Below are 22,470 nucleotides of genomic sequence, written 5' to 3'. Positions count from 1 at the left end.
GAGGGCACCCACTCAGCAAGGCCTGGTGCGTCGACGTTCTGAGGAGGAGCAGACATGCCCTTGAGCAGCGGCTACGGATTGGTGATCGGGACCAAGCACGACTATTTCCGTGACCCGCCCGACAACTTCGGGCGCTACTACCACGGAAACCTCGTCGTACACACGCCGTTGGGCAACTACAAATGCGCGATCGACGTCGACCCCAAGAACATGCCTGACGGCATCCAATGGCGCAAAGTCAAGATTCGCACCACCGACTTCGCCGGCATCAAGGGCCTCCCCGACGGATGGCACAGCCTCACGTCGACCCCCACGTCCGGGGCGCTGGACTACTTCCGATCGGGGTCGCTGCATCCACCCCTTCTGGTCCGCACCGTACGCTTCGCCGGTTTCCTGTTCCGTCTCCTCTCCTGGCTGCGCTGGAACCCGCGATGGAACAGCGGCACCGGAATCCAGGCGCTCACCGATCTGGAGACGATCATCAACCAGGCCGTCCGCTGCTACGTGTTTGGCGAACCGTTCACCAGCGGTTTGGGCGTCCACAACATCCACCAGAACCAGGGCGACCCCATCGGCAGCGGCCACGACCTCGAGAACGGAATCTGGCAGGACGGCGCCACCATCGTCGAGACCAGCGCCGGGGAGCTCTGGGCCTTCCTCAACAAGTTCAAGACCCAGTCCTTCAAGACCGACTCCCTTGGCCGCCCACTCTGAGCCGCTGCGACCTCACGACCGCGTGGTCCTCGACCTCTCGGGCCACGCCGAGACACGGTGCGCGCCCCGGCGCTCAGCCGCGAGGATCGGGAGCTGCTGGCCGAAACAGCTGGACCCTCAACGCTCAGCTACGCATCATCGGCTGGCATGTCCCGGTGCATGTGGGTGCACGTGAGCTGGGTGGACCAGGAGTGCGCCGTCATCCAGAAAGCGCCCGCCACGCAGGCGCTGATCCTGCCATTGGGGGCCCTTCCCGATGGCGACCACCGGCTGGAGATGTCCATCGCGCGACCCTGGTTCGACACCCTTGACGCGATCGGGCCGGGGAACGCCTACCTTGACGACTCAACCATCGAGTTCACGATTCCTGGGTGACAGCCCAACTCTCCACAGACCACGCCATCAGCGATCAGTTGGGCTGAGCGGCTAACGGGCGGTGGCCGCCCCTCCGGGCCAGCCACACCGGCGAGGGTTCTTTAGTATGGTCGCGCCAGCGGCCGCGCGCTCACGATGCAGTTGGGGGGTGGTCCCCGCTGCGAAGCTCCTCCGCGATCTCCTTGGCCCACGACTCGATGTCGTCCCAGTCGCGGAAGTCGCCCGCAGGCAGCAGGTCCTGTGCGGCAGGCATGGCGCGGGTGACCCGTTCCCCGAAGCCGATCGGCTTGTGGGTGGGGTCGAACGCGCCGAAGAACACCCGTTCCCCGCGTGGCGACAGCGATTGGGTGAGTTCGTCGAACTCCCGCGGGCGGGCGACTGCCAGCGCGTCGTTGCCTTCGGCGTCCACGGGCTCGGTGCCGAGGGGTCCGCTACTGAACAACCACACGGACCGTGTGGACAGCGCCGCGCGGTGCCGGTGCGCGTACTGCAGCGCCGGCTTGAGCCAGTGGAACATGTACGCGGCGCCGCCGAGGACGACTGCGTCGTAGTTCTCGGGCGGATCGGCGGACTCGACCGGCACCGCCTGCGCTGAGAGGCCCTCCTGCGTGAGCACCTCGGCTATCCGCTCGGCGATCCCAGCCGTTGATCCGTGTCGGGTCGCATAGGCCACGAGTACCTTCATCCTCTTGCCCTCCCCCTGCGTGGTTTCAATGCTCCACGGTGCGGGCGCGCAACTCGTGGCTGTCTACGGACAGCACCTGCAGGGTGAACGCACGGCCGTCCACAAGCTGGACCGCTAGCCCCTCCGGCGTCGGCTGCCAACGCCCGGACACTGGAACCGGACCGTCCGTCTGGGAGTCGTGGACGGCGACGAATGTGCCATCGTCCTCGACCGAGAACCCTGCCACCGACCGCGACAACGGAGCTCCCTCCCGCGGGATGTAGACGCCGACACCGTCGTCGTCCATGCGAATCGGGCCACGCCAGCTCTGGAACAGGGCGGCCGGTACGTCCGCGTTCCCTACTCGGTAGAAGAACGCGTGACCGAAGCGCGACGACCGGACAGCGTGGAACGGGAAGGTGACCGTCGCGCCGCCGAACTCATCCTCGACCTCGAGGTAGTGGACATCCGCGGTCCCTCCGCGAATTCCGCGGTTGTAGAGCCGGATCTCCTCGATGGTGACAGTGGCTCCCCCGCGCCGTTGACCCAGCGCGACGACGGTTACCACCTCCGTGTCCCAGTCGACAGGCTGACCAGTCGGCGGTTCGCCCTGGAAGAAGTCGGCGAAGGACGGTTGGTCGCGGAGCACTGCGGCGACGGCCTCCTCGGGCCCGTTGTCGCCCTGGGCGACGCTCGTGAACTCGAGTGGCTCAGTGTCCGCGGTCGGGATGTCCATGGTTTCTCCTTCTCCGTGGGGTCGAGGATGCCGCCCACAGTAGCCGGGAGTGCCCCGGCGTGACAGTGGCCTTAAGTCCCTTTCCTCCTTGGAGGGGAATCATTAGAGTCACCACACAACCCGGAAGCGTCGCAACCCCACCCAAGGAGCGCACCATGACCGCCGTTGACCACCCGGCCCTTTCCGCCCTGTCAGCCGCACTCAACGACGCCGCAGACCTGCTGCGGGTCCCCGTCGAGGGCGTGGCGCTGGAACGCATGGAGGCACGGGAGTGGCCCGACTCGTGCCTGGGCGTCCCTGCAGACGACGACGCATGCGCAGACGTGATCACGCCGGGATACCTCATCCAGTTGAGCGACGGCTTCACCTACCACGCCGACCAACGGGGCAACGTACGCCGGGCCCTGGAGCAGGTCCCGCACCCGGACACCGAGATCAGGCTGCGCTACTCGATCTCGGGAGGGATCGCCGGAGGTTCCACCTTCTACGAAACCGACAGCTACCAACTCTCGGACGCAGAGGAGGATGAGCTACGGCGCCTGATCACCGAGGCCGACTTCTTCAACGTCGCCAACGTCCTGCCGGAGTCACCCGTCAACGACGGGATCACGATGCGGCTCTGGATCGCGGTCGGCAGGCGCAACCATGAGGTGATCCGTGGCGACGGCATCGACGCTGAAGACACAGAGGCCCTCCTCGCGTTGGTCGAGTGGGCGGCCGCCCGGACTCCAGCGCGCTTCCCTGGCCTCACCGACGACCTGGGCTGAGCTCATGACACGGTGGGGGTCACTGTGGAGACGAGCGCGACCTCACAGTCCAGGACGCAGTTCGACAGGTCCCCGAGTCCGCTGTCCACGCGGCCGACTTTCACCAGGTCGGCGGCCGCCTCCCCCGCGCCGGCGGTGAGGAACACCACCAGCGACCGCTCAACCGGGGAGTAACCGACGTCGCCGGGCTCATAGTTGGTCATCGGATCGCCCGCGACGTTGAGCGCATCCGGCAGCTGGGCGACCTGCGCGGTACCCATGCGGTCACTGAAAGACAAGGTGTCCGGAAGCTGGGCGACCATCGCCGGCGTCGTGTTCAGCGAGAGGTCGAGGGTCATCTCAGACCCTCCCGCCGTGGAGCAGGCGGACACGGTCGCGGCGACGGCGGTGAGGGCGAAGGCAGTCAGGAATCGAAGCGTCATAGGACCAGTGAATCCGCGCAGGCAGGGGTTGGGGAGTCCCGGGTGTGACGTGCCCTGGCAGGGTATCCCGCCAGCATCCCCCTCCGACGTAGCCTGAATCCATGGACAACCGCTCCGAGGTTCGTGAGTTCCTGATGTCGCGCCGAGCGCGCGTGGAACCCGAAATGGTCGGACTCCCCCGCGTGGGCGACCGCCGCGTCTCCGGACTGCGCCGCAGCGAGGCAGCCACCCTGGCCGGCGTCAGCGTCGAGTACTACGCCCGCCTCGAACGGGGCGCCATCGCCGGAGCCTCCTCAGCCGTCCTTGACGGCCTTGCGAAAGCACTGCTGATGGACGATGCCGAACGCGGACACCTCTACCGCCTCGCCCGCCAAGCCGACAACACCACCCCCACACCACGCCGCCGCGGCCGAACCCCGAAAACCTGGCGGCCATCGTCAAGTATCCAGTGGGTCCTGGACTCAATGTCCTCCGCCGTGGCCATGATCGGCAACGGCCGCACCGACCTGCTGGCCTGGAACACCCTCGGCGGAGCCCTCATGGACCAGATGATCACTAACGCCACAGAGCAGCCACCCAACTTCGCCCGCTACACCTTTCTCGACCCCGCATCACAGGACTTGTACCCAGACTGGGACGCCTCCGCAGCAATGAACGTGGCGATGCTGCGCACCGAAGCCGGCCGCGACCCCCACGACAAGCAACTCCACGACCTCGTCGGCGAACTGTCCACCAGGAGCGAGCACTTCCGCACCCTGTGGAGCCACCACGACGTCTGGCAACACGACTCCGGCGTCAAGCGGTACCGCCACCACGCCGTCGGAGAGATGACCCTCCACTACGACGGCCTCGACATCGTCGGCCACCCCAGCGCTCAACTCACCGTCCTCAGCGCCGAACCCGGCACCCGCGACGCCGAAACGCTGCGCCTCCTCGGCTCCTGGGCCTCGTCGATGACAGTCCCGGCTCATCCGCCCTTGAGCTGACTCGCGACAGTCGGGTCTCTCACGCGAGGCTCGGATGCTATGGCCCGAGACCTTGTGAGTGACCCCGCGTCGAGGAGGCGATGGCCGCGCCAACCAAGCTGGCGGGAGCGCAGGTAAGTGTGTGGGCAGTGCAGCTCTCTGGGTTGTCTGGGCGGGTTCGGGTCTTTTTCATCTGGGGATTCGTCCGCGTTCTACCCTGAAGGAGTCACGGGACTTCACCCGCTCGGACAGCTGAGGAAGCGTTCACATGACCACATTCGAGCACCTGCTGCAGCCGATCACGATCGGCAACCTCCAACTCAGGAACCGGCTGCTCCTGACCCCCATGGGTACCGAATTCGGCACCCACGACGGGCATTCGACGCCGGCAGAGGCGGCCTACTACGGCGAGCGCGCCAAGGGCGGCACTGGCTTGGTGATGACCGGCATCAACTTCGTCTCCGGGATCTTCGATCCGATTGCCCCCGGCCTCTCGCGCATCGACACCGACGCACACACCCCCGGCATCAAGGCGATCGCGGACGCAGTCCACGAGGGGGGCAGCGTCCTCGCCCTGCAGTTGACGATGGGGCTTGGGCGCAACAACCAGTATTGCCAGACCCTGAACATGGAGCCGCGGTCATCGTCGGACAACACGTGGTTCTTCGACCCGGGCGTGCTGTGCAAGCCGCTGGAGGTCGAGGAGATCCAGCGCATCGTGTCCGATACCGGAGAGGCCGCCCGCCGGGCCTTCGAGGCGGGCGTCGATGTGATCGACATCCACGGCCACACCGGCTACCTGGTCGACCAGTTCATGAGTTCGTGCTGGAACCGCCGCACCGACCAGTACGGGGGCAGCACCGAGAACCGCTGCCGCTTCGCCGCTGAACTCATTTCCGCGATCAGGAAGAACGCCCCGGGGCTGCCAGTCAGCTTCCGCATCTCGGTGAATCACCGCTTCGAGGGCGGCCGGAGCTGGCAGGAGACCCGAGAGATCGTCCAACACCTGGAGAAGGCCGGCATCGACCTGCTCATTTGCGACGACGGCTCCTACGAGGCCATGGACTACGTCTTCCCGCCCTACTACCTCGGCGACGACTGCATGGTCTCGGCGGCTGCGGCAGTGAAGCCAGTCGTCAGAATCCCCGTCGCAGCCTGCGGCAATATCACGCCTGAGAGCGGCGAGAAGGTGCTGGCCCGCGGCGCCGCCGACATGATCGGCATCGGGCGCGGACTCATCGCCGACCCGCACATCATCCGCAAGATCGAAGCCGGCCAAGCTGCCCGAATCCGTCCCTGTATCCGCTGCAACCAGCTCTGCACGGGGAATGCCTTCAACGGCAAGGCGATCGGCTGTGCAGTGAACCCCGAGGTCGCACACGAGGCGGATCGCATCATCACCAAGACCGCCACGCCGAAGAGGATCGTGATTGTCGGCGCCGGTCCGGCCGGCCTCGAGGCGGCGCGGGTCGCGGGCCTGCGCGGCCACACGGTTGACGTCTACGACAAGGAGAGCCGCATCGGAGGCGTACTTTTCCCGGCCGCGACGCCGGACTTCAAGCGCGAGCTGCGGAAGATGATCGACTGGTGGGCCGGTGAGCTCGCCGAACTGCCGAACGTGACCGTCCACCTTGATGCCGAGATCACTCAGGACTCGGCCGAGCTGGCAGAAGCCGACGAGATCATCGTGGCTACGGGTTCGCACCCGCTGCACCCGCCGATTCGCGGCATGGACAAGCCGATCGTCATGGACGTCATCGACGCTCATACAGGTGGGCAGCCCGCCCACCGCGTCATCATCTGCGGCGGCGGCCGGTCCGGCGCCGACCTCGGCCTCGAACTCGCTCAGGACGGTCACGAGGTGACAGTGGTCGAAATGCTGGACGAGATCGCCCGTGACATGTTGTTCCTCAACCGCATTTCGCTGCTGCGCTCGATGGCTGAGTGCAACGTTCAGATCCTGACAAGCCACAAGGTGAAGGAGATCACCGACACCGGCGTCGTCGTCGAAGGACCCGACGGCGAGGTGACACTGGAAGCCGACACAGTGGTAGCGGCCTTCGGCGTGCGGCCGGCACAGGAACTGGCTGAGGAACTCGGCAAGGTCGGTGCCGGGGCTCCGTTCGCTGCGCAGACGGCCAACCGGCCGGTCCACCCCGTCGGTGACTGCGTGACACCCCGCAAGGTCGGTGACGCAATCAACGATGCCTACGAGCTGGCATTCAGCCTCTGACCGACCGGGCTGAAGCAGATGGGGTCGGGGACTTTGGGAACTCGGCAGCGTAGTCGACGAACCAAGTGCTATCCAGTCCGCGGCGCCTCTCTTTGACGGTTCGTCGCCAGCTGGCCTGGGGTGCGACTAGCGTGAAATCAGGGTCTGCGGCGACCGGTTCCAGGGCATCGGCAGCCCCGTTCGACAGAGAGGGTCTCCCATGTCCGGAATCATGAGGCAGATCGGCCGGCTCACCCGGCTCCCGTGGTGCTGCCGTCCGCCGGCAGCCCCATCAGGGCTGACCGCGACCCCGGCCGGGGGCAGCGCGGAGGTCCAGGTCACCTGGAATCCGCTGGCCGCCCCGGCTTCGGTGGCGCACTATCGGGTCTATCGCCGCAAGTTCATCGGGCAGTTCGACCTGCTGGCCGTAGTCACGGCCGACGCCGTGGGGGTCCTGGTGCCGGGCAAGCTGGGGATCGTGGACGCTCCCGACTACTGGCCGTGGCCCTCTGGCAGCGATCCCTCGGCGGAGCGCTGCTACGCAGTGTCGGTGGTGTCGACCCGGGGCCTGGAGGGGCCGATGTCCGGAGTGGCCTGCGCCTGGCCGTCATAGCCCGAGCATGCGTGGCCCGGCTTCCAGGACCTGGGAGCTTCAACCCGGAGTGGCACAGTGCGCGCTCAGCCGGCCTTGTTGGTTTGGAATTGGTCAAGACGCCGTTCGGGCCAGACGACGATCTAGGATTCACGATCTGGCAGGCTCTGGTCTGTCTGCAGGATGCTATCCATGTGGCGGTTTCTGTGCATATACGCAGAAACCGCCACATGGATAGCATCCTGCAGGACCATCGCCAGAGAGGGGAGTTGTACCGGCTACCGATGGCCCGGACCCTAGGATTCGTGAGGGGTGCAAAGACCCCGGTGATCGCGGTGAATCACGTGTGACAAGGTGTTTCACTTGTCGGGCTGACAGGATTTGAACCTGCGACCCCTTGACCCCCAGTCAAGTGCGCTACCAAGCTGCGCTACAGCCCGCCGTCGCCATCTCTGGCAACTCGCACAGCTTAGCGACTTTGCCCGGACTTGGCACATCGACCCATCGTGTCAGTTCCGACGCGACGGGCAGGCGTCAAGGATGACGGCTGCCCAATCGCTTTCAGGAGCCCACTCACTCCTCGAAACTGGCGTCCATCGTGATCTCGACACCGGCCAGCGCCTGGGATACGGGGCATTCTGCCTTGGCCGTCCCCGCGAAGGCGAGGAACTCGTCCGCGGTCAACCCGGGGACCCGGCCGACGACCGTGAGGTGGCTCCCGGTGATCCCCGTCCCTGGCACGAACGTGACGTCGGCCTTCGTATCCAGTGAGGCCGGGGGCGTGTCATTCTTGGCCAAGATGTTCGACAGCGCCATCGAGAAGCACGTGGCGTGCGCGGCCGCGATGAGTTCCTCCGGATTGGTAGCACCTTGGCCGGACTCCGCGCGAGCGCCCCATGCCACGTCGAACGTCGCGAGGCCGGAAGTCACCAACTCGACCTGTCCCGAGCCTTCGAAGAGGCTGCCTTCCCAATGTGCCTGCGCGGTGCTGGTGGTTGCCATGATGTCTCCTACTGTCGGCCCCGGAGGGGTCACGTGCGTTTGACCTCCACCCAACCACACCGTCGGCCTCCTCGGGAAGAGCCACCAAAGACGATCAGACGCGGTCCTTGCGCTTCTCCCGCGCCCGGACCTCAACCTGCACGGGTGATCCGACGAAGCCGAAGTCCTCGCGCAGCCGGCGCTCGACGAAGCGCTTGTACTGCTCGTCCATGAGCCCGCTGGTGAAGAGCACGAACATGGGCGGGCAGTTGTGCGCCTGCGTGCCGAAGAGAATGCGCGGCTGCTTGCCGCCCCGCACCGGGTGCGGGTGTGCCGCGGCGAGTCGGCCGAGGAAGGCGTTCAGCTTGCCGGTGGAGATTCTGGTCTCCCACCCTGCCGCAGCGGCCTCGATGGCCTTACTGAGCTTGTCGACGTTGCGGCCGGTCAGCGCCGAGATGTTCACGGTGGGCGCCCAGCGCCAACCCGTCAGGTCGCGGTCGATCTCACGCTCCAGATACTTGCGCCGCTCCTCGTCGGTGAGATCCCACTTATTGAACGCAATGACCATCGCGCGCCCCGCATCCTCGATGGAGTTGAGGATGCGCAGGTCCTGGTCCGTGAGCGGCTCGGAGGCGTCGATCACCATGATGCAGACCTCGGCGCGCTCGATCGCCGCCTGTGTGCGGAGGCTGGCGTAGTACTCGTGCCCGCTGGCCTCCTTGACGCGGCGGCGGATGCCGGCGGTGTCGATCAGCCGATACACCTGTCCACCCACCTCGACGATCTCGTCGACGGGGTCCACGGTGGTGCCGGAGATGTCCGAGACCACGACCCTCTGCTGGTCGGCCAGCTTGTTCAGCAGGGACGACTTGCCCACGTTGGGCTTCCCGACGATGGCCACGCGACGTGGCCCGGCCGCCTCGACCTCGGCCTCCCGTGGCGCCTCAGGCAGCGCGGCGAGGAGCGCATCGAGGAGATCACCGGAGCCGCGACCGTGCATGGCGGAGACGGGGTACGGCTCCCCCAGCCCCAGATTCCACATCGTGGCGGCCATCACCTCGTGGCGTTGATCGTCGACCTTGTTGGCGGCCAGGACGACGGGCTTGTTTGATCGGCGCAGGACGCGGACCACGGCCTCGTCCTCGTCGAGGGTGCCGACGTGGGCGTCCACGACGAACAGCACGGCGTCCGCCAGTGAGATGGCCAGTTCTGCCTGCTCCGCGATCTGCGCTGCCATGCCCTGGGCGTCGGAGAGCCAACCACCCGTGTCCACGAGCACGAACTCGCGGCCGTTCCAGTTGGCGTCGTAGGACACGCGGTCTCGCGTGACGCCGGGTTGATCCTGCACCACCGCCTCGCGGCGGCCAAGGATGCGGTTGACCAGCATCGACTTGCCGACGTTGGGCCGCCCGACGACGGCAACGATCGGCTTGCGCAGCTCGCTCACAGTGGCTCCTTGGTCTTGGTGCGGACTCTCCATCCTACTGGGAGCGGACAAGCGCGACGATTCGATCAACCACCTCGTCGGGGCTGAGCCACGTGGAGTCGATCACCGTGACCCCCTCGGCGGCCTCGGTGAAGTTTGCCACCGTCGAGTCGTCGCGATCCCGACGCAACACTTGGTCCGTCACCTCGTCCGCGGTGGCGAGGTCCGCCACCTCGGCCGCGCGGCGCGCCACTCGTGCCGCCGGGTCCGCGACGAGGAGCACCCTCACATCGGCGTCAGGTGCGACGACGGTGGTGATGTCGCGGCCCTCGACCACCATCCGACCGCCGTGCTCATCGATGATGCGGCGCATCATGGAGGTCAGCAGACGCCGGACCTCGAGGTTCGTGGCGATCCGGGACACGGCCGCCGAGATCCGGGGCTCCCGGATCTCGAGAGTCACATCCGTCCCGTCGATGACGAACGCTGGCGCATCGGGAGAGGTCCGCACCACAAGGTCGCAGCCCGCCACCAGTGCCGCCGCCTCCTCGTCCGAGGCGCCGTCAGGGTAGCGGCGCAGATACTCGGTGGTGGCCGCGCGGTACATGGCGCCGGTGTCAAGGTAGCCGAGCCCCAGACGGCCGGCCAGGAGCTTCGCGGTGGTGGACTTCCCCGACCCGCTGGGCCCGTCGATCGCGATCAGCAAGCTCATTGAACGCCTCCCCTTCCGGCCCAGCCGGTCCACCCGCGGGCCACGATGTCTGCCCGCAACTGCTCCGCCATCTCGCGCTCCACCGAGATCGACAGGTAGCCCACCTCGCGCACCGGATCGTGCGTGAGCTCGAAGTCTTCCACGTTGAACCCGGCCTCGCCGATGTCGGTGAACAGCCGACCCAGCGCGCGGGGCTCGTCCGGGATCTCGACCGTGACCGACACCGTGTCCAGCGGGTCGTGGCCGTGCTTGCCCACCAGCGAGTGGGCACCCGCCTGACCCATCGCCAGGAACCGCTCGAGCTCCTCCGGCTGGTCCAGGACGCCGATGAGGTGGCTGAGATCCTGCGCCACCTCACTCAGCTCGTGCCGCACTGCCCCCGCGTTCGCGGTCAGGATCTGGCGCCAGAGAGCCGGGTCCGAGCCGGCGATGCGCGTGACGTCACGGATCCCCTGCCCCGCCAGCCTCAGATTGCCCGCCGGCACCTCCCTCAGATGGCTGGCCGTCAGGATGCTCATCAGGTGCGGAACGTGGCTGACCTGCGCCACCGCCTCGTCGTGCTCCGCCGGGGGCATGGTCACCACCAGCGCGCCCACATCCCGGGCCAACTGCTCGACAGCAACCACATCCTCCGGGGCGTTCCCCGCGACGGGGGTCACCACCCAGGTGCGGTCGCGGAACAGGTCCCCCGACGCCGTGAGCGGACCGGTGAACTGCGAGCCAGCCATCGGATGCGAGCCGACGTAGCGGCGGTGTTCGGGCACCAGGGTGGCGACGGCGGCGAGGATGGGCGCCTTCACGGACCCGACGTCGGTCACCACGGCGTCAGGAAACTTGCCGAGCACCTCAGCCACCAGGGCGGGGATCACGGCGGGCGGGGTGGCCACCACCACGATGTCCGGGTTGTCCGTGGACTCGTCGCTGATGCGACCGGCACCGAGCCCGGCGGCCACCAGGGAATGCGAGGAGACAATGTCCCACAGCATCACGTCGTAGCCGGCGCGGGTCAGCGCCAGGCCCAGCGACGACCCCACCAGGCCGGCGCCCAGGATCAGCACCCGCCGCGTCATGCCCTGCCGCCGAGCTCGGCGGGGATGTTCGCCGGCCGGGGGCCCTGATAGTCGGGTCCGTAGGCACCGGGGGCGGGGCGCCGCTTGCGCATCGGCGCCGCGACCCCGGGCGCCAACCGTCGGGAGGTGATGAGGAAGCCGGTATGCCCCGAGGTGCCGTGGCCAGGCCGGATGGCGAGGCCCTCGGCGTGCCAGTCGCGCACCGTGGTCTCGGTGGCGTGCGGCTCGGTGAATCCTCCGTGGGCCCGGAACGTGTCGGCCACCTTGCCGAGCTGGGTGGCTGTGGCCACGTAGCAGGTGAGAACCCCGCCGGCGACGAGACGCTCCCCCACGGCGTCGATGCACTCCCACGGAGCCAGCATGTCCAGTACCGCACGGTCGATGGGCTCGTCGTCGATGGCCTCCACGAGGTCCCCGACGGTCAGCCGCCAGGCGGGGTGCGGCCCCCCGAGGAAGGCCTCAACGTTGCCGCGGGCCACGTCGGCGAACTGCTGGCGGCGCTCGTAGGAGTGCAGCGAACCCTCAGGCCCGATGGCGCGCAGCAGCGCGATCGACAACGCGCCCGACCCGACGCCTGCCTCCAGTACGCGGGCGCCCGGGTAGATGTCGGTCCACATGAGGATCTGCGCGGCGTCCTTGGGATAGATGACGGCGGCGTCCCGCGGCATCGAGACCATGAACTCACTCATCAGCGGCCGGAACGCCAGATACTGCTGCCCCCCGGCGGAGGTCACCGTGACGCCCTCAGGTCCGCCGATCAGCTCGTCGTGGCTGACGGCGCCCTTGGTGGTGTGCCAGACCCCGCCGTCCTTCAGGAGGATCGACTTGCGGCGGCCCTTGCCGTCGGTGAGAGTGACCCGGTCCCCCGCCTTGAGCGGGCCTGTGTTCACGCCGGAAAGGTTCATCTGACTTCCTTCAACTCACGCCACACGCTGGCCAGCTCCGGCCACGTGGTGGTGGTCAGCCCGCGGGAGGAGACATGCATGCGGGGATGCGGCGGCAGGTCCACCATCGACGGGACAGCGTAGACCACCGCACCCGCGGCCAGCGCGGCGGTGGTCCCGGGGACGGAGTCCTCCAGGGCCACAGCATCCTCGGCGGCCACGCCCAACCTGGAGGCCGCCGTCAGGTAGCCCTCGGGGTGCGGTTTCGCCCGCGACACCTCGTCGACGGTCACGATGACCTCCACGTTGCCGGGCAGCCGCTCGCGGGCCGCCTCCAGGATGATGCGGTCGCTGGCGGTGACGATGGCGCACGGCACGCCCGCGTCGGCCAGCTCGGCCATCAGCTCCCGCGCCCCGGCCATCCACGGCAGGTCGTGGGCGCGGATGTGGGCGGCGATGCGCTCATGGAGCTCCTGCCACACCGAGGCCGCCTCCTCCGGGATTCCCATGTCGTCGGCCATCATCTGCGCGGTGATCATGGCGTGCTGCCCGTGGCAGGCCAGCATCATGTCCTCACCCCACTCGACGCCGTACCCGGCCAGCATCTCGCGCTCTGTGGCGGCCCACAGCGGCTCGGTGTCCACCAGGGTGCCGTCGAAGTCCCAGAGGACCGCCTTCGGCTCAGCCTGCATTGAAGTACTTCGCCTCGGGGTGGTGCACGACGATGGCGTCGGTGGACTGCTCGGGGTGCAGCTGAAGCTCCTCGCTCAGCTCCACGCCGATGCGCGACGGATCGAGCAGCGCCACCAACTTCGCGCGGTCCTCGAGATCCGGGCAGGCGGGGTAGCCGAATGAGTAGCGCGACCCGCGGTACGCCTGGTCCCGGATGGCGGCGGTGATGTCGGGGCTGGCGGCGAAGCCGAGGTCCTCGCGGATGCGGCTGTGCCACAGCTCTGCCAGCGCCTCGGTGAGTTGCACGGAGAGTCCGTGCAGTTCCAGGTAGTCACGGTAGGCGTTGGCCTCGAAGATTCGTTGCGTTGCCTTGGCGACCTCCGCCCCCATGGTGACCAGCTGCATCGCCAGGACGTCCGGGCCGTGGGCGGCGGCCTCCTCCTCGTCGCGGAAGAAGTCCGCCAGGCACAGCCGCTTGTCGCGGCGCTGCCGCGGGAACGTGAACCGTGCCACCTCGCGTGCCGGATCCTCCGGCGACCCGACGATCAGCGTCTCCCCAGCCGAGTGCACCGGGAAGTAGCCGTAGACCACTCCGAAGTTGGCGAGGTTGTCGGTCTTGATCCGGTCCAGCCACATCCGCAGCTGCGGCATGGCCTCGGTCTCGACGAGCTCCTCGTAGGAGGCGCCGTCGCGCAGCGGCTTGAGCCCCCATTGCCCCAGGAACGTGGCCCGGTGGTCCAGCCAGGCTGCCACCTCGGCCAGGGCGATGCCCTTCACCACGCGGGTGCCCCAGAACGGGGGCGTGGGCACGTCGACGCCACGGGCGACCTCCGAGCGGACCCCCAGCTCCGGCTCCACGACCTCCACCAGGGAGGTCTTGGCGTAGCGGCGCTTCCGCGGCGCGGGCAGCGCCGCACCCGGAATGCCCTGCTTGACGGCCATCACGGCGTCCATCAGCGCCAGGCCCTCGAAGGCGTCCTTGGCGTAGCGCACCTCGCCGTCGAACATGTCGCCGAGGTCGTGCTCGACGAAGGTCCTGGTCAGCGCCGCGCCGCCGAGGAGCACCGGGTACTTCTCCGCCAGACCGAGGCGGTTGAGCTCGGCGAGGTTGTCCTTCATCACCAGCGTGGACTTCACCAGGAGCCCGGACATGCCGATCGCGTCCGCCCCGTGCTGCTGGGCGGCCTCGACGATGGCCTGGATGGGCTGCTTGATGCCGATGTTGATCACCGTGTAGCCGTTGTTGCTGACGATGATGTCGACGAGATTCTTGCCGATGTCGTGCACGTCGCCGCGGACCGTCGCCAGCACCAGGGTGCCCTTCCCGGCATCGTCGTCGGCCTTCTCCATGTGGGGCTCGAGATAGGCCACCGACTGCTTCATCACCTCGGCGGACTGCAGCACGAACGGGAGCTGCATCTGGCCGGACCCGAACAGCTCCCCCACCACCTTCATGCCCGCCAGGAGGTCCTCGTTGATGATGTCCAGCGCGGCCTTGCCCTGGAGGGCCTCATCCAGGTCCGCGGCGAGGCCCTTGCCCTCACCATCGATGATGCGGCGCTGCAGCCGCTCGGCCAGCGGGAGCGCGGCCAGCTCGGCGGCACGCGAAGCCCGCACCGAGGCCGCCGTCACGCCCTCGAACAGGTCCAGGAACTTCGTCAGAGGATCGTAGTCACCGTCCCGGCGGTCGTAGACGAGGTCCAGCGCGACCAGGCGCTGCTCCTCAGGGATGCGGTCCATGGGGATGATCTTGGCGCTGTGAACGATGGCCGAGTCCAGGCCGGCGACGACGCACTCGTGCAGGAACACCGAGTTGAGCACCATGCGCGCCGCTGGGTTGAGGCCGAAGGACACGTTGGACACGCCCAAGGTGGTGCGTACCCCGGGATAGCGGCGTTTGAGCTCGGAGATGGCCTCGATGGTCTCAATGCCGTCGCGCCTGGTCTCCTCCTGGCCCGTGGCGATGGGGAACGTGAGGCAGTCGACGAGGATGTCGCCGACGTCCATCCCCCAGTTGCCCACCAGGTCGTCGATGAGGCGGGACGCCACCCGCACCTTCCACTCGGCCGTGCGCGCCTGGCCCTCCTCGTCGATGGTGAGCGCCACCACGGCGGCACCGTGTTCGCGCACCATCGGCATGATGCGCCCGAATCGCGATTCCGGCCCGTCCCCGTCCTCGTAGTTGACCGAGTTGATGATGCTGCGGCCCGCCAGCCGCTCCAACCCGGCCTGGAGGACGGGCGGCTCGGTGGAGTCGAGGACGACCGGAAGGGTCACCGAGGTGGAGAGCCGGGCGGCGAGCACCGCCATGTCGGCGGCACCGTCGCGCCCCACGTAGTCCACGCACAGGTCCAGCACGTGGGCCCCGTCACGGGCCTGCGCCTTCGCGATGTCCACACACTCGTCCCAGTTCTCCGCCAGCATGGCGTCGCGGAACGCCTTGGAGCCGTTGGCGTTGGTGCGCTCCCCGATGCTGAGGTAGCTCGCGTCCTGCGCGAACGGCACCTCGATGTACAGCGACGACGCCGCCCGCTCGGTCTCCGGGTGCCTGGGCACCACCTCGCGGCCGGCGTAACGCTCAGCCAGCAGCCGGATGTGCTCGGGCGTGGTGCCGCAGCAGCCCCCGATCATGGCAAGGCCGAACTCCTCGACGTAGGCCCCGAGTGCGTCGGCCAACCCGTCGGGGCCGAGGGGGTAACGGGCGCCGTCGGCGGTCAACTCCGGGAGCCCGGCGTTGGGCATGGCTCCGATGGCGATCCCGGCGCGCCGCGACAGATGCCTGAGGTGCTCGCTCATCTCCGCCGGGCCGGTGGCACAGTTGAGGCCGATGCAGTCCACGCCCAACGCCTCGAGAGTGGTCAGCGCAGCGCCGATCTCCGAGCCGAGCAGCATGGTGCCGGTGGTCTCGACAGTGACGTTGATCAGGATCGGCAGCTCCACCCCCATCCGCTCGCGCGCGCGCTTGGCGGCGATGACGGCCGCCTTGGCCTGGAGCAGGTCCTGGCAGGTCTCGATCTGCACCGCGTCGATGCCGCCGCGGATCATCGCCTCCACCTGCCGCTGGTAGGCGTCCCGGATGTCGGCGAACGCGATGTGGCCCAGCGTAGGCAGCTTGGTGCCCGGGCCCATCGAGCCGAGCACGAAGCGGGGCCACTCGTCGGTGCCGAACTCGTCCGCGACACCGCGCGCAATCCTGGCCGCAGCCTCAGCCAGCTCCTCGAGGCGGTCCACGATGTCGTACTCGGCCAGCGCCGCGAGGTTCGTGCCGAACGAGTTGGTCTCCACCGCGTCCGCACCGGCCTCGAAGTAGGCGCGGTGCACGGAGGCAACCACATCCGGGCGGGTCACGGACAGGATCTCGTTGCAGCCTTCAAGCCCGAGGAAGTCCTCATCGACGGACAGCTCGCCGAAGGACTGCAGCATGGTCCCCATCGCCCCATCGGCGACGAGGACGCGACGGTTCAACAGGTCAGAGAGGGTTTTCGACACCCGCACAGGCTACCTGCCCCACTGTAGGGTGGAACAATGCAGTTCACGCCGCTGGAGGGTCTTCGGGAGCCAGCCGTCGTCATCGCCTTCTCGGGCTGGAACGACGCGGGCAATGCCGCCAGTGACCTGATGCGCCACCTCATCGACGCCTACCCCGGCACGGACGCGGGCATCATCGACGACGAGCGGTACTACGACTTCCAACACACCCGTCCACTCCTGCAACGCGCGGTGGACGGACCATGGGTGGAGTGGCCCGCCGTGCGGATCCGGGTAGTCCATCACCCCGAGCGCGACATCGTGGTCATGCTGGGTCCCGAGCCCAACCTGCTGTGGCGCACGTTCGCCGCCGAGCTGATCGGGCGGATCAAGCAGATCGAGCCGGAGATCGTCCTGTTCCTCGGCGCGATGCTGAGCGACACCCCCCACTCGCGCCCGCTCCCGGTGGGGCTCTACACCTCGGATCCGATGGTGGAGCGCACCTTCCACATGCAGAACAACGACTACACGGGACCAACCGGGATGATCGGAGTGGCGAGCCAGCTGATGATCCACGAGCGGATTCCCGCGGCGTCCCTGTGGGTCTCGGTGCCGCACTATGTGTCCACACCACCCAACCCCAAGGCCCAGGACGCACTGCTGACCGAGTTGGAGGGCGTCCTCAAGATCTCCGTGGACCACAAGAGCATCCCCGAGGAGGCGGTGCGCTGGTCCTCTGCCGTGGATCAGCTGAGCCAGCAGGACCCGGACATCGCCGAGTACATCGAGCAGCTCGAGGAGGCCCGGGACCAGGAGGAGGTCAAGGAGGCCACCGGCGACACGATCGCGGCCGAGCTGGAGAAGTTCCTCCGACGCCAGATCGAGGACGAGGAGTCCGACGGAGGCTAGGGAACCACTGATCAATCATGTCCTGGCTGCGGCGCACCGGATCGGGCGATCTGACACCCCTCCATCTGGATATGGACGCTAGTGGGCGCAGGCCGCCACAGCGGCCTCGCGCAGCTCGCGCACCATGACGTCGGGATCCGGCGCGCTGTAGACCGCGGACCCGGCGACGAACGTGTCCGCCCCGGCCTCCGCGCAGCGCCCGATCGTCTCGGGGCTGACGCCCCCGTCGACCTGCAGCCAGATGGGTCGATCCCCGATGAGCGCCCGGGTCCGGCGAATCTTGGGCAGCACCACGTCCAGGAACTTCTGTCCCCCGAAGCCAGGCTCCACCGTCATGAGCAGGACCATGTCCACCTCGCCGAGGATGTCGGCGTAGCCCTCGATGGCGGTCGCGGGCTTGAGCGCCATCGAGGCGCGGGCTCCGAGCCGGCGCAGCTCCCGGGCCAAGCGGATGGGCGCCCCTGCGGCCTCGATGTGGAACGTCACGGACTCCGCGCCCGCCTCGGCGTAAGCCGGCGCCCACCGGTCCGGATCCTGGATCATGAGGTGGATGTCCAGCATCTGTCCAGTGACCTTGCGCAGCGCCTCCACCACCGGCAGGCCGATGGTGAGGTTGGGCACGAAGTGGTTGTCCATGACGTCGACGTGGATCATGTCCGCGCCGGGGATCCGGCCGATTTCGACGGCCAGGTTCGCGAAGTCCGCGTTGAGGATGCTGGGCGTGATACGCATGCCCGACAGCCTATCTTCCGGTCAGCCGCGCAGGAGCGCGAGGTACATCGCGTCGGTGCCGTGCCGGTGCGGCCACAGCTGCACGTCCTCGCCCAGCTCGCAATCCGGCACGCCCGGCAGTGAGTCAGCCGCCCTGAGGCGGCGCACGTGGGGGCGTTCCCGCAGCACGTCGTCGACCACCTCGACGGTCTCCGCGCGGTGGGGGGAACATGTGACGTAGGCCACCACCCCACCGGGCACGACGGAGTCCAGCGCGTGCCGCAGCAGCGAGCGCTGAAGCTCGCCCAGGGCAGTGACGTCCTCGGGGCGACGGCGCCAGCGCGATTCCGGGCGGCGCCGCAGCGCTCCCAGTCCGCTGCACGGCACGTCCACCATCACGCGGGCAAACGATCTGCCCCACGCGGGGGCGGTGCCGTCCGCGGCGATGGTGACGTGCCCGGTCGGATAGGCAGACAGCGCCTGGCGCACCAGGCGGGCCCGGTGCTCCTGCGCCTCGCTCGCCAGCAGCCACTCCCCCGCCTCCACGGCCAGCCCAGCCAGCAGTGCGGCCTTGCCGCCCGGGCCGGCGCAGGTGTCCAGCCACGGCCCGTCGGGGGCGTCGGTGAGGGCCAGGGCCCACGCCACCAGCTGGGAGCCCTCGTCCTGCACCCCGGCGCGACCCTCGCGGACCGCGGCCTGGTCCGCCGGCGCTCCCTGGGCCACGGCACCGAACGGCGAATATCTGGTGGGCGTGGCGCCGTCCAGCTCCGCGGGGCTGGCGAGCCCCGGCCGCACCACTAGCGTGGGCCTGGGGTTCACGTTGTTGGCCGCGAGGGCCTCCGGCAAATCCTCGGGGGGCAGGAGGTCGGCATAGGCCTCGACGATCCACCGCGGATGGTGGCCCGTGATGGCCAGTGCCCCGATCTCGTCGGCATCGGCGGACAGCTGCGCGGTCCATTCGTCCAGGCTCCTTGCGGAGATTTTGCGCAGCACCGCGTTGACCACTCCCGTCACGCGCTGCCCCACGGTGGAGCGGGCCAGGTCAACGGTGGCCCCGACGGCGGCGTAGCGCTTGATGCCCATCGACAGCACCTGGTGGGCGCCCAGCCTGAGCAGGTCCACCACGGCCGGTTGAAGCGAGGACAGCGGCCGCCCTGCGGCGGCCTCGATGATGGCGTCGTAGGTGCCCATCAGCCGGCAGGTGCCGGCCACGAGTTCCGTGACAAGGGCGGCATCGCGTGAGTCGAGGCCGGCCACAGCGAGCCGCTTGGCCAGGGCGAGGTTGGCGTAGGCGTCCTCGCCGGTGACCTGGCGCAGCACATCGAACGCGACGCGACGGGCGCTCACGCGAGCACCGTGGACTCGACGCCGCCGCGCGCCCAGTCCGCCGCCGGCAGCCGGCGCTTCCCGGGGGCCTGGACCTCCAGGAGCTCGAGCGACACCGAGCCAGTGCCGACGAGGACCTGCCGTTTCGTGGTGGACAGTTCCCCCGGGCCCAGCGCGGGGGCATCCGGCGCGGGCACCGACCGATAGACCTTGAACCGCTGTCCGTCCAGCTCGCACCACGCTCCGGGGTCCGGCGAGCAACCCATGATCAGGCGGTGGATCTCCCTGGCCGGGCGGCTCCAGTCGATCCGCGCCTCCTCGACGCCGATCTTGGGCGCGATCGTGACGCCGTCGGTGAGCTGCGGCGTGGGGGCGAGACCCGCCTGGACGAGGTCCATGGCGGTGACCAGCTGGCGGGCGCCGGTCTCGGCGAGCAACGCCAGGATCTCCCCGGCGGTGCCCTCAGGCATCGGCAGCGACTCCATCAGGTACACGTCCCCGGCATCGAGCTCCTTGACGATCCGGAAGCAGCTGGTCCCGATCTCGTCGTCGCCGGCCATGATTGCCCGCTGCACGGGGGCGGCGCCGCGCCAGCGCGGCAGCAGCGAGAAGTGCAGGTTGACCCAGCCGTGGAGGGGGATCTCGAGCGCGGACTGCGGCAGCAGGGCACCGTAGGCAACCACCGCGCAAGCGTCGGGCGCGATCTCCCGGAGACGGGCCTGGAAGTCCTCGTCTCGCGGATGGCCGGGCTTCAGCACCTCGATGCCCAGCTCCACCGCCCGTGCCGCCACCGGTGAGGCGGTCATCCGCCGCCCGCGACCCGACGGCGCGTCCGGGCGCGTCACCACCGCCACCACGTCGTGATCCGACGCCACCAGTGCGTCCAACGACGCGACCGCCACCTCGGGGGTCCCCGCGAACACGAGCCTCATCTGTCCTCCAACGTCTCAGGGTCGACATGTATGCCGAGCAGCCCACGCTCCTTGCGCGCCGAGCGGATTGCCGCCGCGCTCTTCACCCGGACGGTGAGGTCCCTGGCCCGCTCGACGGGGACCCGCAGCAGCGCCGCCCACCTCTCGGGCCCCACCTCTGTGGGACCGAGGATATCGACTCCTGCCCAGTCGTCGTTGTCCAGGAACTCGCGCACGCCCTCAGGCTCCCCGACGATCCGGGCCAGCTTCACCGCGGGGCTGAGGCCCGCCTCTGCGCGGTCCTCGAGCTCACGCGATGCGAACCCCGCCAGATCCGCCCGCAGCAGCGCCTGCACCGCGGGGTGCGGCGAGGGGCCGACGATGAGAATCGACCCGCCCTCGCGAGGGCCCCGGGCAAGGGCGGCCGCGTTGGCCCATCGCCGCACCGACTCCTCCGGGGCGCGCAGCTCCGCCCGGTTGAGTGCCACCTCCGCGTCCAGGATCAGCACACCCGCGTAACCGGTGGGAGCGATCGGCTCGGCTCCTGGCGTCGACACCACGATGGCGGGTTCGTCCGGCGCCTCATCGCGGATCCGATCGGCCGAGCTGTTGAGCGCCAACACGCCGGGGAAAGCCCGGGCCAGTTCCTCGGCAGTCCTCGCGGCCCCGGGCAGCGGCGTGCGGAGAGCCGACGTGTGGCAGTGGGGGCAGGACCAGCGCACAGGCATGTGCCCGCACAGCGCACACTCCGGCACGCCTCGCCGCCGCTCCCGCATCGGCCCCCCGCACTTGTCGCAGACGGCGCGGTTGAAGCAGCGGGCACAGCTCAGCGCCCCGGCGTAGCCGCTCATCGGCACCTGCACGAGCACGGGCCCCTGCGCGAGATGGTCGCGGAGGAAGCGGAACGCCACGGAGGGAATCCTCAGCCGGGCCGCAGACGGGTCGCGCTCCCGGTCCTCCTCGGCCACCGCCCGCACAGGCGTGGAGACGCGCCGCGCCTGCGCCGGGGGCAACGAGAGCTCCCGCAGCCAGCCCCGTTCCACAAGCGCCTGCGCGTCGGTGGAGCGGCCGTGACCGGCGATCATCAGGGCGGGTCCCTGACGGGCGGAGCGGACGACGGCGACGGCCCGGGTGTGCGGATGGGGCGCGCGCGGCTCGGCGTGGGCGTCGTTGCCGTCGTCGACCACCACCAGCAGGCCGAGGTCACGCATGGGCGCGTAGACAGCGCTGCGGGTGCCCACCATGATGCGCGCCTCCCCCCTGGAGGCCGCCAGGAAGGCGCGGTACCGGGCGGATCGTCCACTTTCCGCGGCGAGGGTGCCGACGGAGCCATGCCCGAACACCGAACGCAGGCGGGCGGCCGCCACTGCGAGGTCGCGCATGGTGGGGACCACCACCAGGGATGAACGACCGGAACGCAGGGTGGCGTCGACGGCCTCCGTCACCCCACCGACCAGGTCCCCCACACCTCCGAAGACTGCCGCCACCTGCCACAGCACCCTCGGTGAGCGGCCCTCCGCCAGCGCCTCCAGCAGGGCCTGCCCGTCGGGATATCCGGGCAGCACCGTGGCCTGCTCCAAGGGCTTGGGCTCGGACCAGGCGCGCTGGGGTGCCTTCTCGGTGGCGGCGTGGCGCGGGGGGATGGCCAGCCGTGCCACATCGGGCCAGGTGCCTGCGTAGTGGTCCGCCACGGCGCGGATCAGCTCGTAGACCTCGGGCGTCACGATGGGCTCGGAGGACACCACTTTGCCCAGCTTCGCCAGCGCGGACACCTCGGACTTGTCGGCCAACTCGATGAGCCATCCGTCCCGGGTGGTGCCCGCGAAGGGCACCTTCACCCGCGACCCGGGCACGGCCGTCTCCGCGAGCGCCTCGGGCACCTCGTAGTCGAAGAGCCGGTCCAGGTGGGCCAGAGGCACGTCGACGGCGACCCGCGCCACCCGCGGGGTCATG

At 68.9% G+C, this 22,470-nt stretch carries 18 protein-coding genes, 1 tRNA gene and 2 pseudogenes; 7 read left to right on the top strand and 14 right to left on the bottom strand.

Going from position 1 to position 22,470, the window contains the following annotated elements:
* Window positions 1–54 precede the first annotated feature (54 nt).
* Window positions 55–714 carry a DUF2278 family protein gene (locus H5398_RS10265; RefSeq protein ID WP_182782760.1) on the top strand — a complete coding sequence of 220 codons (660 nt, stop codon included), beginning with the start codon at window positions 55–57 and terminating at the stop codon, window positions 712–714.
* 147 nt (window positions 715–861) lie between these two features.
* A complete protein-coding gene (locus tag H5398_RS10260; protein ID WP_182799932.1) occupies window positions 862–1,089 on the top strand; it encodes a hypothetical protein in 228 nt (75 codons plus the stop codon).
* 130 nt (window positions 1,090–1,219) lie between these two features.
* Here the strand turns inward: H5398_RS10260 and H5398_RS10255 are convergent, their stop codons facing one another.
* On the bottom strand, window positions 1,220–1,774 hold the full coding sequence (locus H5398_RS10255) for a flavodoxin domain-containing protein (RefSeq protein WP_182782758.1): 555 nt from the start codon (window positions 1,772–1,774) through the stop codon (window positions 1,220–1,222).
* A gap of 25 nt (window positions 1,775–1,799) precedes the next feature.
* On the bottom strand, window positions 1,800–2,489 hold the full coding sequence (locus H5398_RS10250) for a hypothetical protein (RefSeq protein ID WP_182782757.1): 690 nt from the start codon (window positions 2,487–2,489) through the stop codon (window positions 1,800–1,802).
* Window positions 2,490–2,644: 155 nt separating this feature from the next.
* Here H5398_RS10250 and H5398_RS10245 point away from each other — a divergent pair, with 155 nt between their 5' ends.
* A complete protein-coding gene (locus tag H5398_RS10245) occupies window positions 2,645–3,256 on the top strand; it encodes a protealysin inhibitor emfourin (RefSeq protein ID WP_182782756.1) in 612 nt (203 codons plus the stop codon).
* Between the two features lie 2 nt (window positions 3,257–3,258).
* Here the strand turns inward: H5398_RS10245 and H5398_RS10240 are convergent, their stop codons facing one another.
* Entirely contained in the window at window positions 3,259–3,678 is a 420-nt protein-coding gene (locus H5398_RS10240) for a cyclophilin-like fold protein (protein ID WP_182799931.1), read from the bottom strand.
* Window positions 3,679–3,779: 101 nt separating this feature from the next.
* Here H5398_RS10240 and H5398_RS10235 point away from each other — a divergent pair, with 101 nt between their 5' ends.
* The 3 genes from H5398_RS10235 to H5398_RS10225 all read left to right on the top strand — a co-directional run bounded on the left by H5398_RS10235 (window position 3,780) and on the right by H5398_RS10225 (window position 7,468).
* Window positions 3,780–4,664, top strand: a complete 885-nt coding sequence (locus H5398_RS10235) for a helix-turn-helix transcriptional regulator (RefSeq protein WP_182799930.1) — start codon at window positions 3,780–3,782, stop codon at window positions 4,662–4,664.
* 247 nt (window positions 4,665–4,911) lie between these two features.
* Entirely contained in the window at window positions 4,912–6,876 is a 1,965-nt protein-coding gene (locus H5398_RS10230; RefSeq protein WP_182799929.1) for an FAD-dependent oxidoreductase, read from the top strand.
* A 199-nt stretch (window positions 6,877–7,075) separates the two neighbouring features.
* Window positions 7,076–7,468, top strand: a complete 393-nt coding sequence (locus H5398_RS10225) for a hypothetical protein (RefSeq protein ID WP_182782753.1) — start codon at window positions 7,076–7,078, stop codon at window positions 7,466–7,468.
* A gap of 345 nt (window positions 7,469–7,813) precedes the next feature.
* Here the strand turns inward: H5398_RS10225 and H5398_RS10220 are convergent.
* The 7 genes and pseudogenes from H5398_RS10220 to metH all read right to left on the bottom strand — a co-directional run bounded on the left by H5398_RS10220 (window position 7,814) and on the right by metH (window position 16,681).
* Window positions 7,814–7,887: transfer RNA gene (locus H5398_RS10220), tRNA-Pro, on the bottom strand.
* A 133-nt stretch (window positions 7,888–8,020) separates the two neighbouring features.
* Window positions 8,021–8,449: an OsmC family peroxiredoxin gene (locus tag H5398_RS10215; RefSeq protein ID WP_182799928.1), complete on the bottom strand. Its 429-nt coding sequence runs from the start codon at window positions 8,447–8,449 to the stop codon at window positions 8,021–8,023.
* 94 nt (window positions 8,450–8,543) lie between these two features.
* Window positions 8,544–9,965: pseudogene (gene der / locus H5398_RS10210) on the bottom strand (ribosome biogenesis GTPase Der); the annotation flags it as partial.
* Entirely contained in the window at window positions 9,910–10,566 is a 657-nt protein-coding gene (cmk, locus tag H5398_RS10205; RefSeq protein ID WP_182799926.1) for a (d)CMP kinase, read from the bottom strand. The gene cmk and the pseudogene der, both read right to left, overlap by 56 nt.
* On the bottom strand, window positions 10,563–11,636 hold the full coding sequence (locus tag H5398_RS10200; protein WP_182799925.1) for a prephenate dehydrogenase: 1,074 nt from the start codon (window positions 11,634–11,636) through the stop codon (window positions 10,563–10,565). The genes cmk and H5398_RS10200 overlap by 4 nt, the downstream gene beginning before the upstream one ends.
* A pseudogene (locus tag H5398_RS17805) lies at window positions 11,633–13,194 on the bottom strand (HAD-IA family hydrolase); the annotation flags it as partial. The gene H5398_RS10200 and the pseudogene H5398_RS17805, both read right to left, overlap by 4 nt.
* 7 nt (window positions 13,195–13,201) lie before the next feature.
* Window positions 13,202–16,681 (bottom strand): methionine synthase, encoded by a 3,480-nt coding sequence (gene metH, locus H5398_RS10185; protein WP_182799924.1) that lies wholly within the window; start codon window positions 16,679–16,681, stop codon window positions 13,202–13,204.
* Between the two features lie 36 nt (window positions 16,682–16,717).
* Between metH and H5398_RS10180 the strand changes: the two genes are divergently transcribed.
* Window positions 16,718–17,569 carry a proteasome assembly chaperone family protein gene (locus H5398_RS10180; RefSeq protein WP_182799923.1) on the top strand — a complete coding sequence of 284 codons (852 nt, stop codon included), beginning with the start codon at window positions 16,718–16,720 and terminating at the stop codon, window positions 17,567–17,569.
* A gap of 78 nt (window positions 17,570–17,647) precedes the next feature.
* Here H5398_RS10180 and rpe read toward each other — a convergent pair whose 3' ends face one another.
* From rpe to H5398_RS10160, 4 genes are read right to left on the bottom strand one after another with little or no spacing between them, the layout of a single operon-like run.
* Window positions 17,648–18,301 (bottom strand): ribulose-phosphate 3-epimerase, encoded by a 654-nt coding sequence (rpe, locus tag H5398_RS10175; RefSeq protein ID WP_182799922.1) that lies wholly within the window; start codon window positions 18,299–18,301, stop codon window positions 17,648–17,650.
* Between the two features lie 21 nt (window positions 18,302–18,322).
* Window positions 18,323–19,663, bottom strand: coding sequence for an RsmB/NOP family class I SAM-dependent RNA methyltransferase (locus H5398_RS10170; protein ID WP_182799994.1), 1,341 nt, complete (start codon window positions 19,661–19,663; stop codon window positions 18,323–18,325).
* Window positions 19,624–20,538, bottom strand: coding sequence for a methionyl-tRNA formyltransferase (gene fmt, locus H5398_RS10165; protein WP_182799921.1), 915 nt, complete (start codon window positions 20,536–20,538; stop codon window positions 19,624–19,626). The genes H5398_RS10170 and fmt overlap by 40 nt, the downstream gene beginning before the upstream one ends.
* Entirely contained in the window at window positions 20,535–22,469 is a 1,935-nt protein-coding gene (locus H5398_RS10160) for a hypothetical protein (RefSeq protein ID WP_182799920.1), read from the bottom strand. The genes fmt and H5398_RS10160 overlap by 4 nt, the downstream gene beginning before the upstream one ends.
* Window position 22,470: the final 1 nt, after the last annotated feature.

The sequence above is a fragment of the Tessaracoccus sp. MC1679 genome (assembly GCF_014164775.1).
Taxonomy (GTDB): domain Bacteria; phylum Actinomycetota; class Actinomycetes; order Propionibacteriales; family Propionibacteriaceae; genus Arachnia.
This window is presented reverse-complemented; position numbering and strand designations above follow the sequence as displayed.

Excerpts from the sequence above, each read along its gene's own strand:
- H5398_RS10230 (WP_182799929.1), top strand. The coding sequence starts at position 4,912 with ATGACCACATTCGAGCACCTGCTGCAGCCGATCACGATCGGCAACCTC.
- H5398_RS10250 (WP_182782757.1), bottom strand. The coding sequence starts at position 2,489 with ATGGACATCCCGACCGCGGACACTGAGCCACTCGAGTTCACGAGCGTC.
- H5398_RS10225 (WP_182782753.1), top strand. The coding sequence starts at position 7,076 with ATGTCCGGAATCATGAGGCAGATCGGCCGGCTCACCCGGCTCCCGTGG.
- H5398_RS10160 (WP_182799920.1), bottom strand. The coding sequence starts at position 22,469 with ATGACCCCGCGGGTGGCGCGGGTCGCCGTCGACGTGCCTCTGGCCCAC.
- rpe (WP_182799922.1), bottom strand. The coding sequence starts at position 18,301 with ATGCGTATCACGCCCAGCATCCTCAACGCGGACTTCGCGAACCTGGCC.
- H5398_RS10215 (WP_182799928.1), bottom strand. The coding sequence starts at position 8,449 with ATGGCAACCACCAGCACCGCGCAGGCACATTGGGAAGGCAGCCTCTTC.
- H5398_RS10235 (WP_182799930.1), top strand. The coding sequence starts at position 3,780 with ATGGACAACCGCTCCGAGGTTCGTGAGTTCCTGATGTCGCGCCGAGCG.
- fmt (WP_182799921.1), bottom strand. The coding sequence starts at position 20,538 with ATGAGGCTCGTGTTCGCGGGGACCCCCGAGGTGGCGGTCGCGTCGTTG.
- cmk (WP_182799926.1), bottom strand. The coding sequence starts at position 10,566 with ATGAGCTTGCTGATCGCGATCGACGGGCCCAGCGGGTCGGGGAAGTCC.
- H5398_RS10180 (WP_182799923.1), top strand. The coding sequence starts at position 16,718 with ATGCAGTTCACGCCGCTGGAGGGTCTTCGGGAGCCAGCCGTCGTCATC.
- H5398_RS10255 (WP_182782758.1), bottom strand. The coding sequence starts at position 1,774 with ATGAAGGTACTCGTGGCCTATGCGACCCGACACGGATCAACGGCTGGG.
- H5398_RS10200 (WP_182799925.1), bottom strand. The coding sequence starts at position 11,636 with ATGACGCGGCGGGTGCTGATCCTGGGCGCCGGCCTGGTGGGGTCGTCG.
- H5398_RS10245 (WP_182782756.1), top strand. The coding sequence starts at position 2,645 with ATGACCGCCGTTGACCACCCGGCCCTTTCCGCCCTGTCAGCCGCACTC.
- H5398_RS10260 (WP_182799932.1), top strand. The coding sequence starts at position 862 with ATGTCCCGGTGCATGTGGGTGCACGTGAGCTGGGTGGACCAGGAGTGC.
- H5398_RS10240 (WP_182799931.1), bottom strand. The coding sequence starts at position 3,678 with ATGACGCTTCGATTCCTGACTGCCTTCGCCCTCACCGCCGTCGCCGCG.
- H5398_RS10265 (WP_182782760.1), top strand. The coding sequence starts at position 55 with ATGCCCTTGAGCAGCGGCTACGGATTGGTGATCGGGACCAAGCACGAC.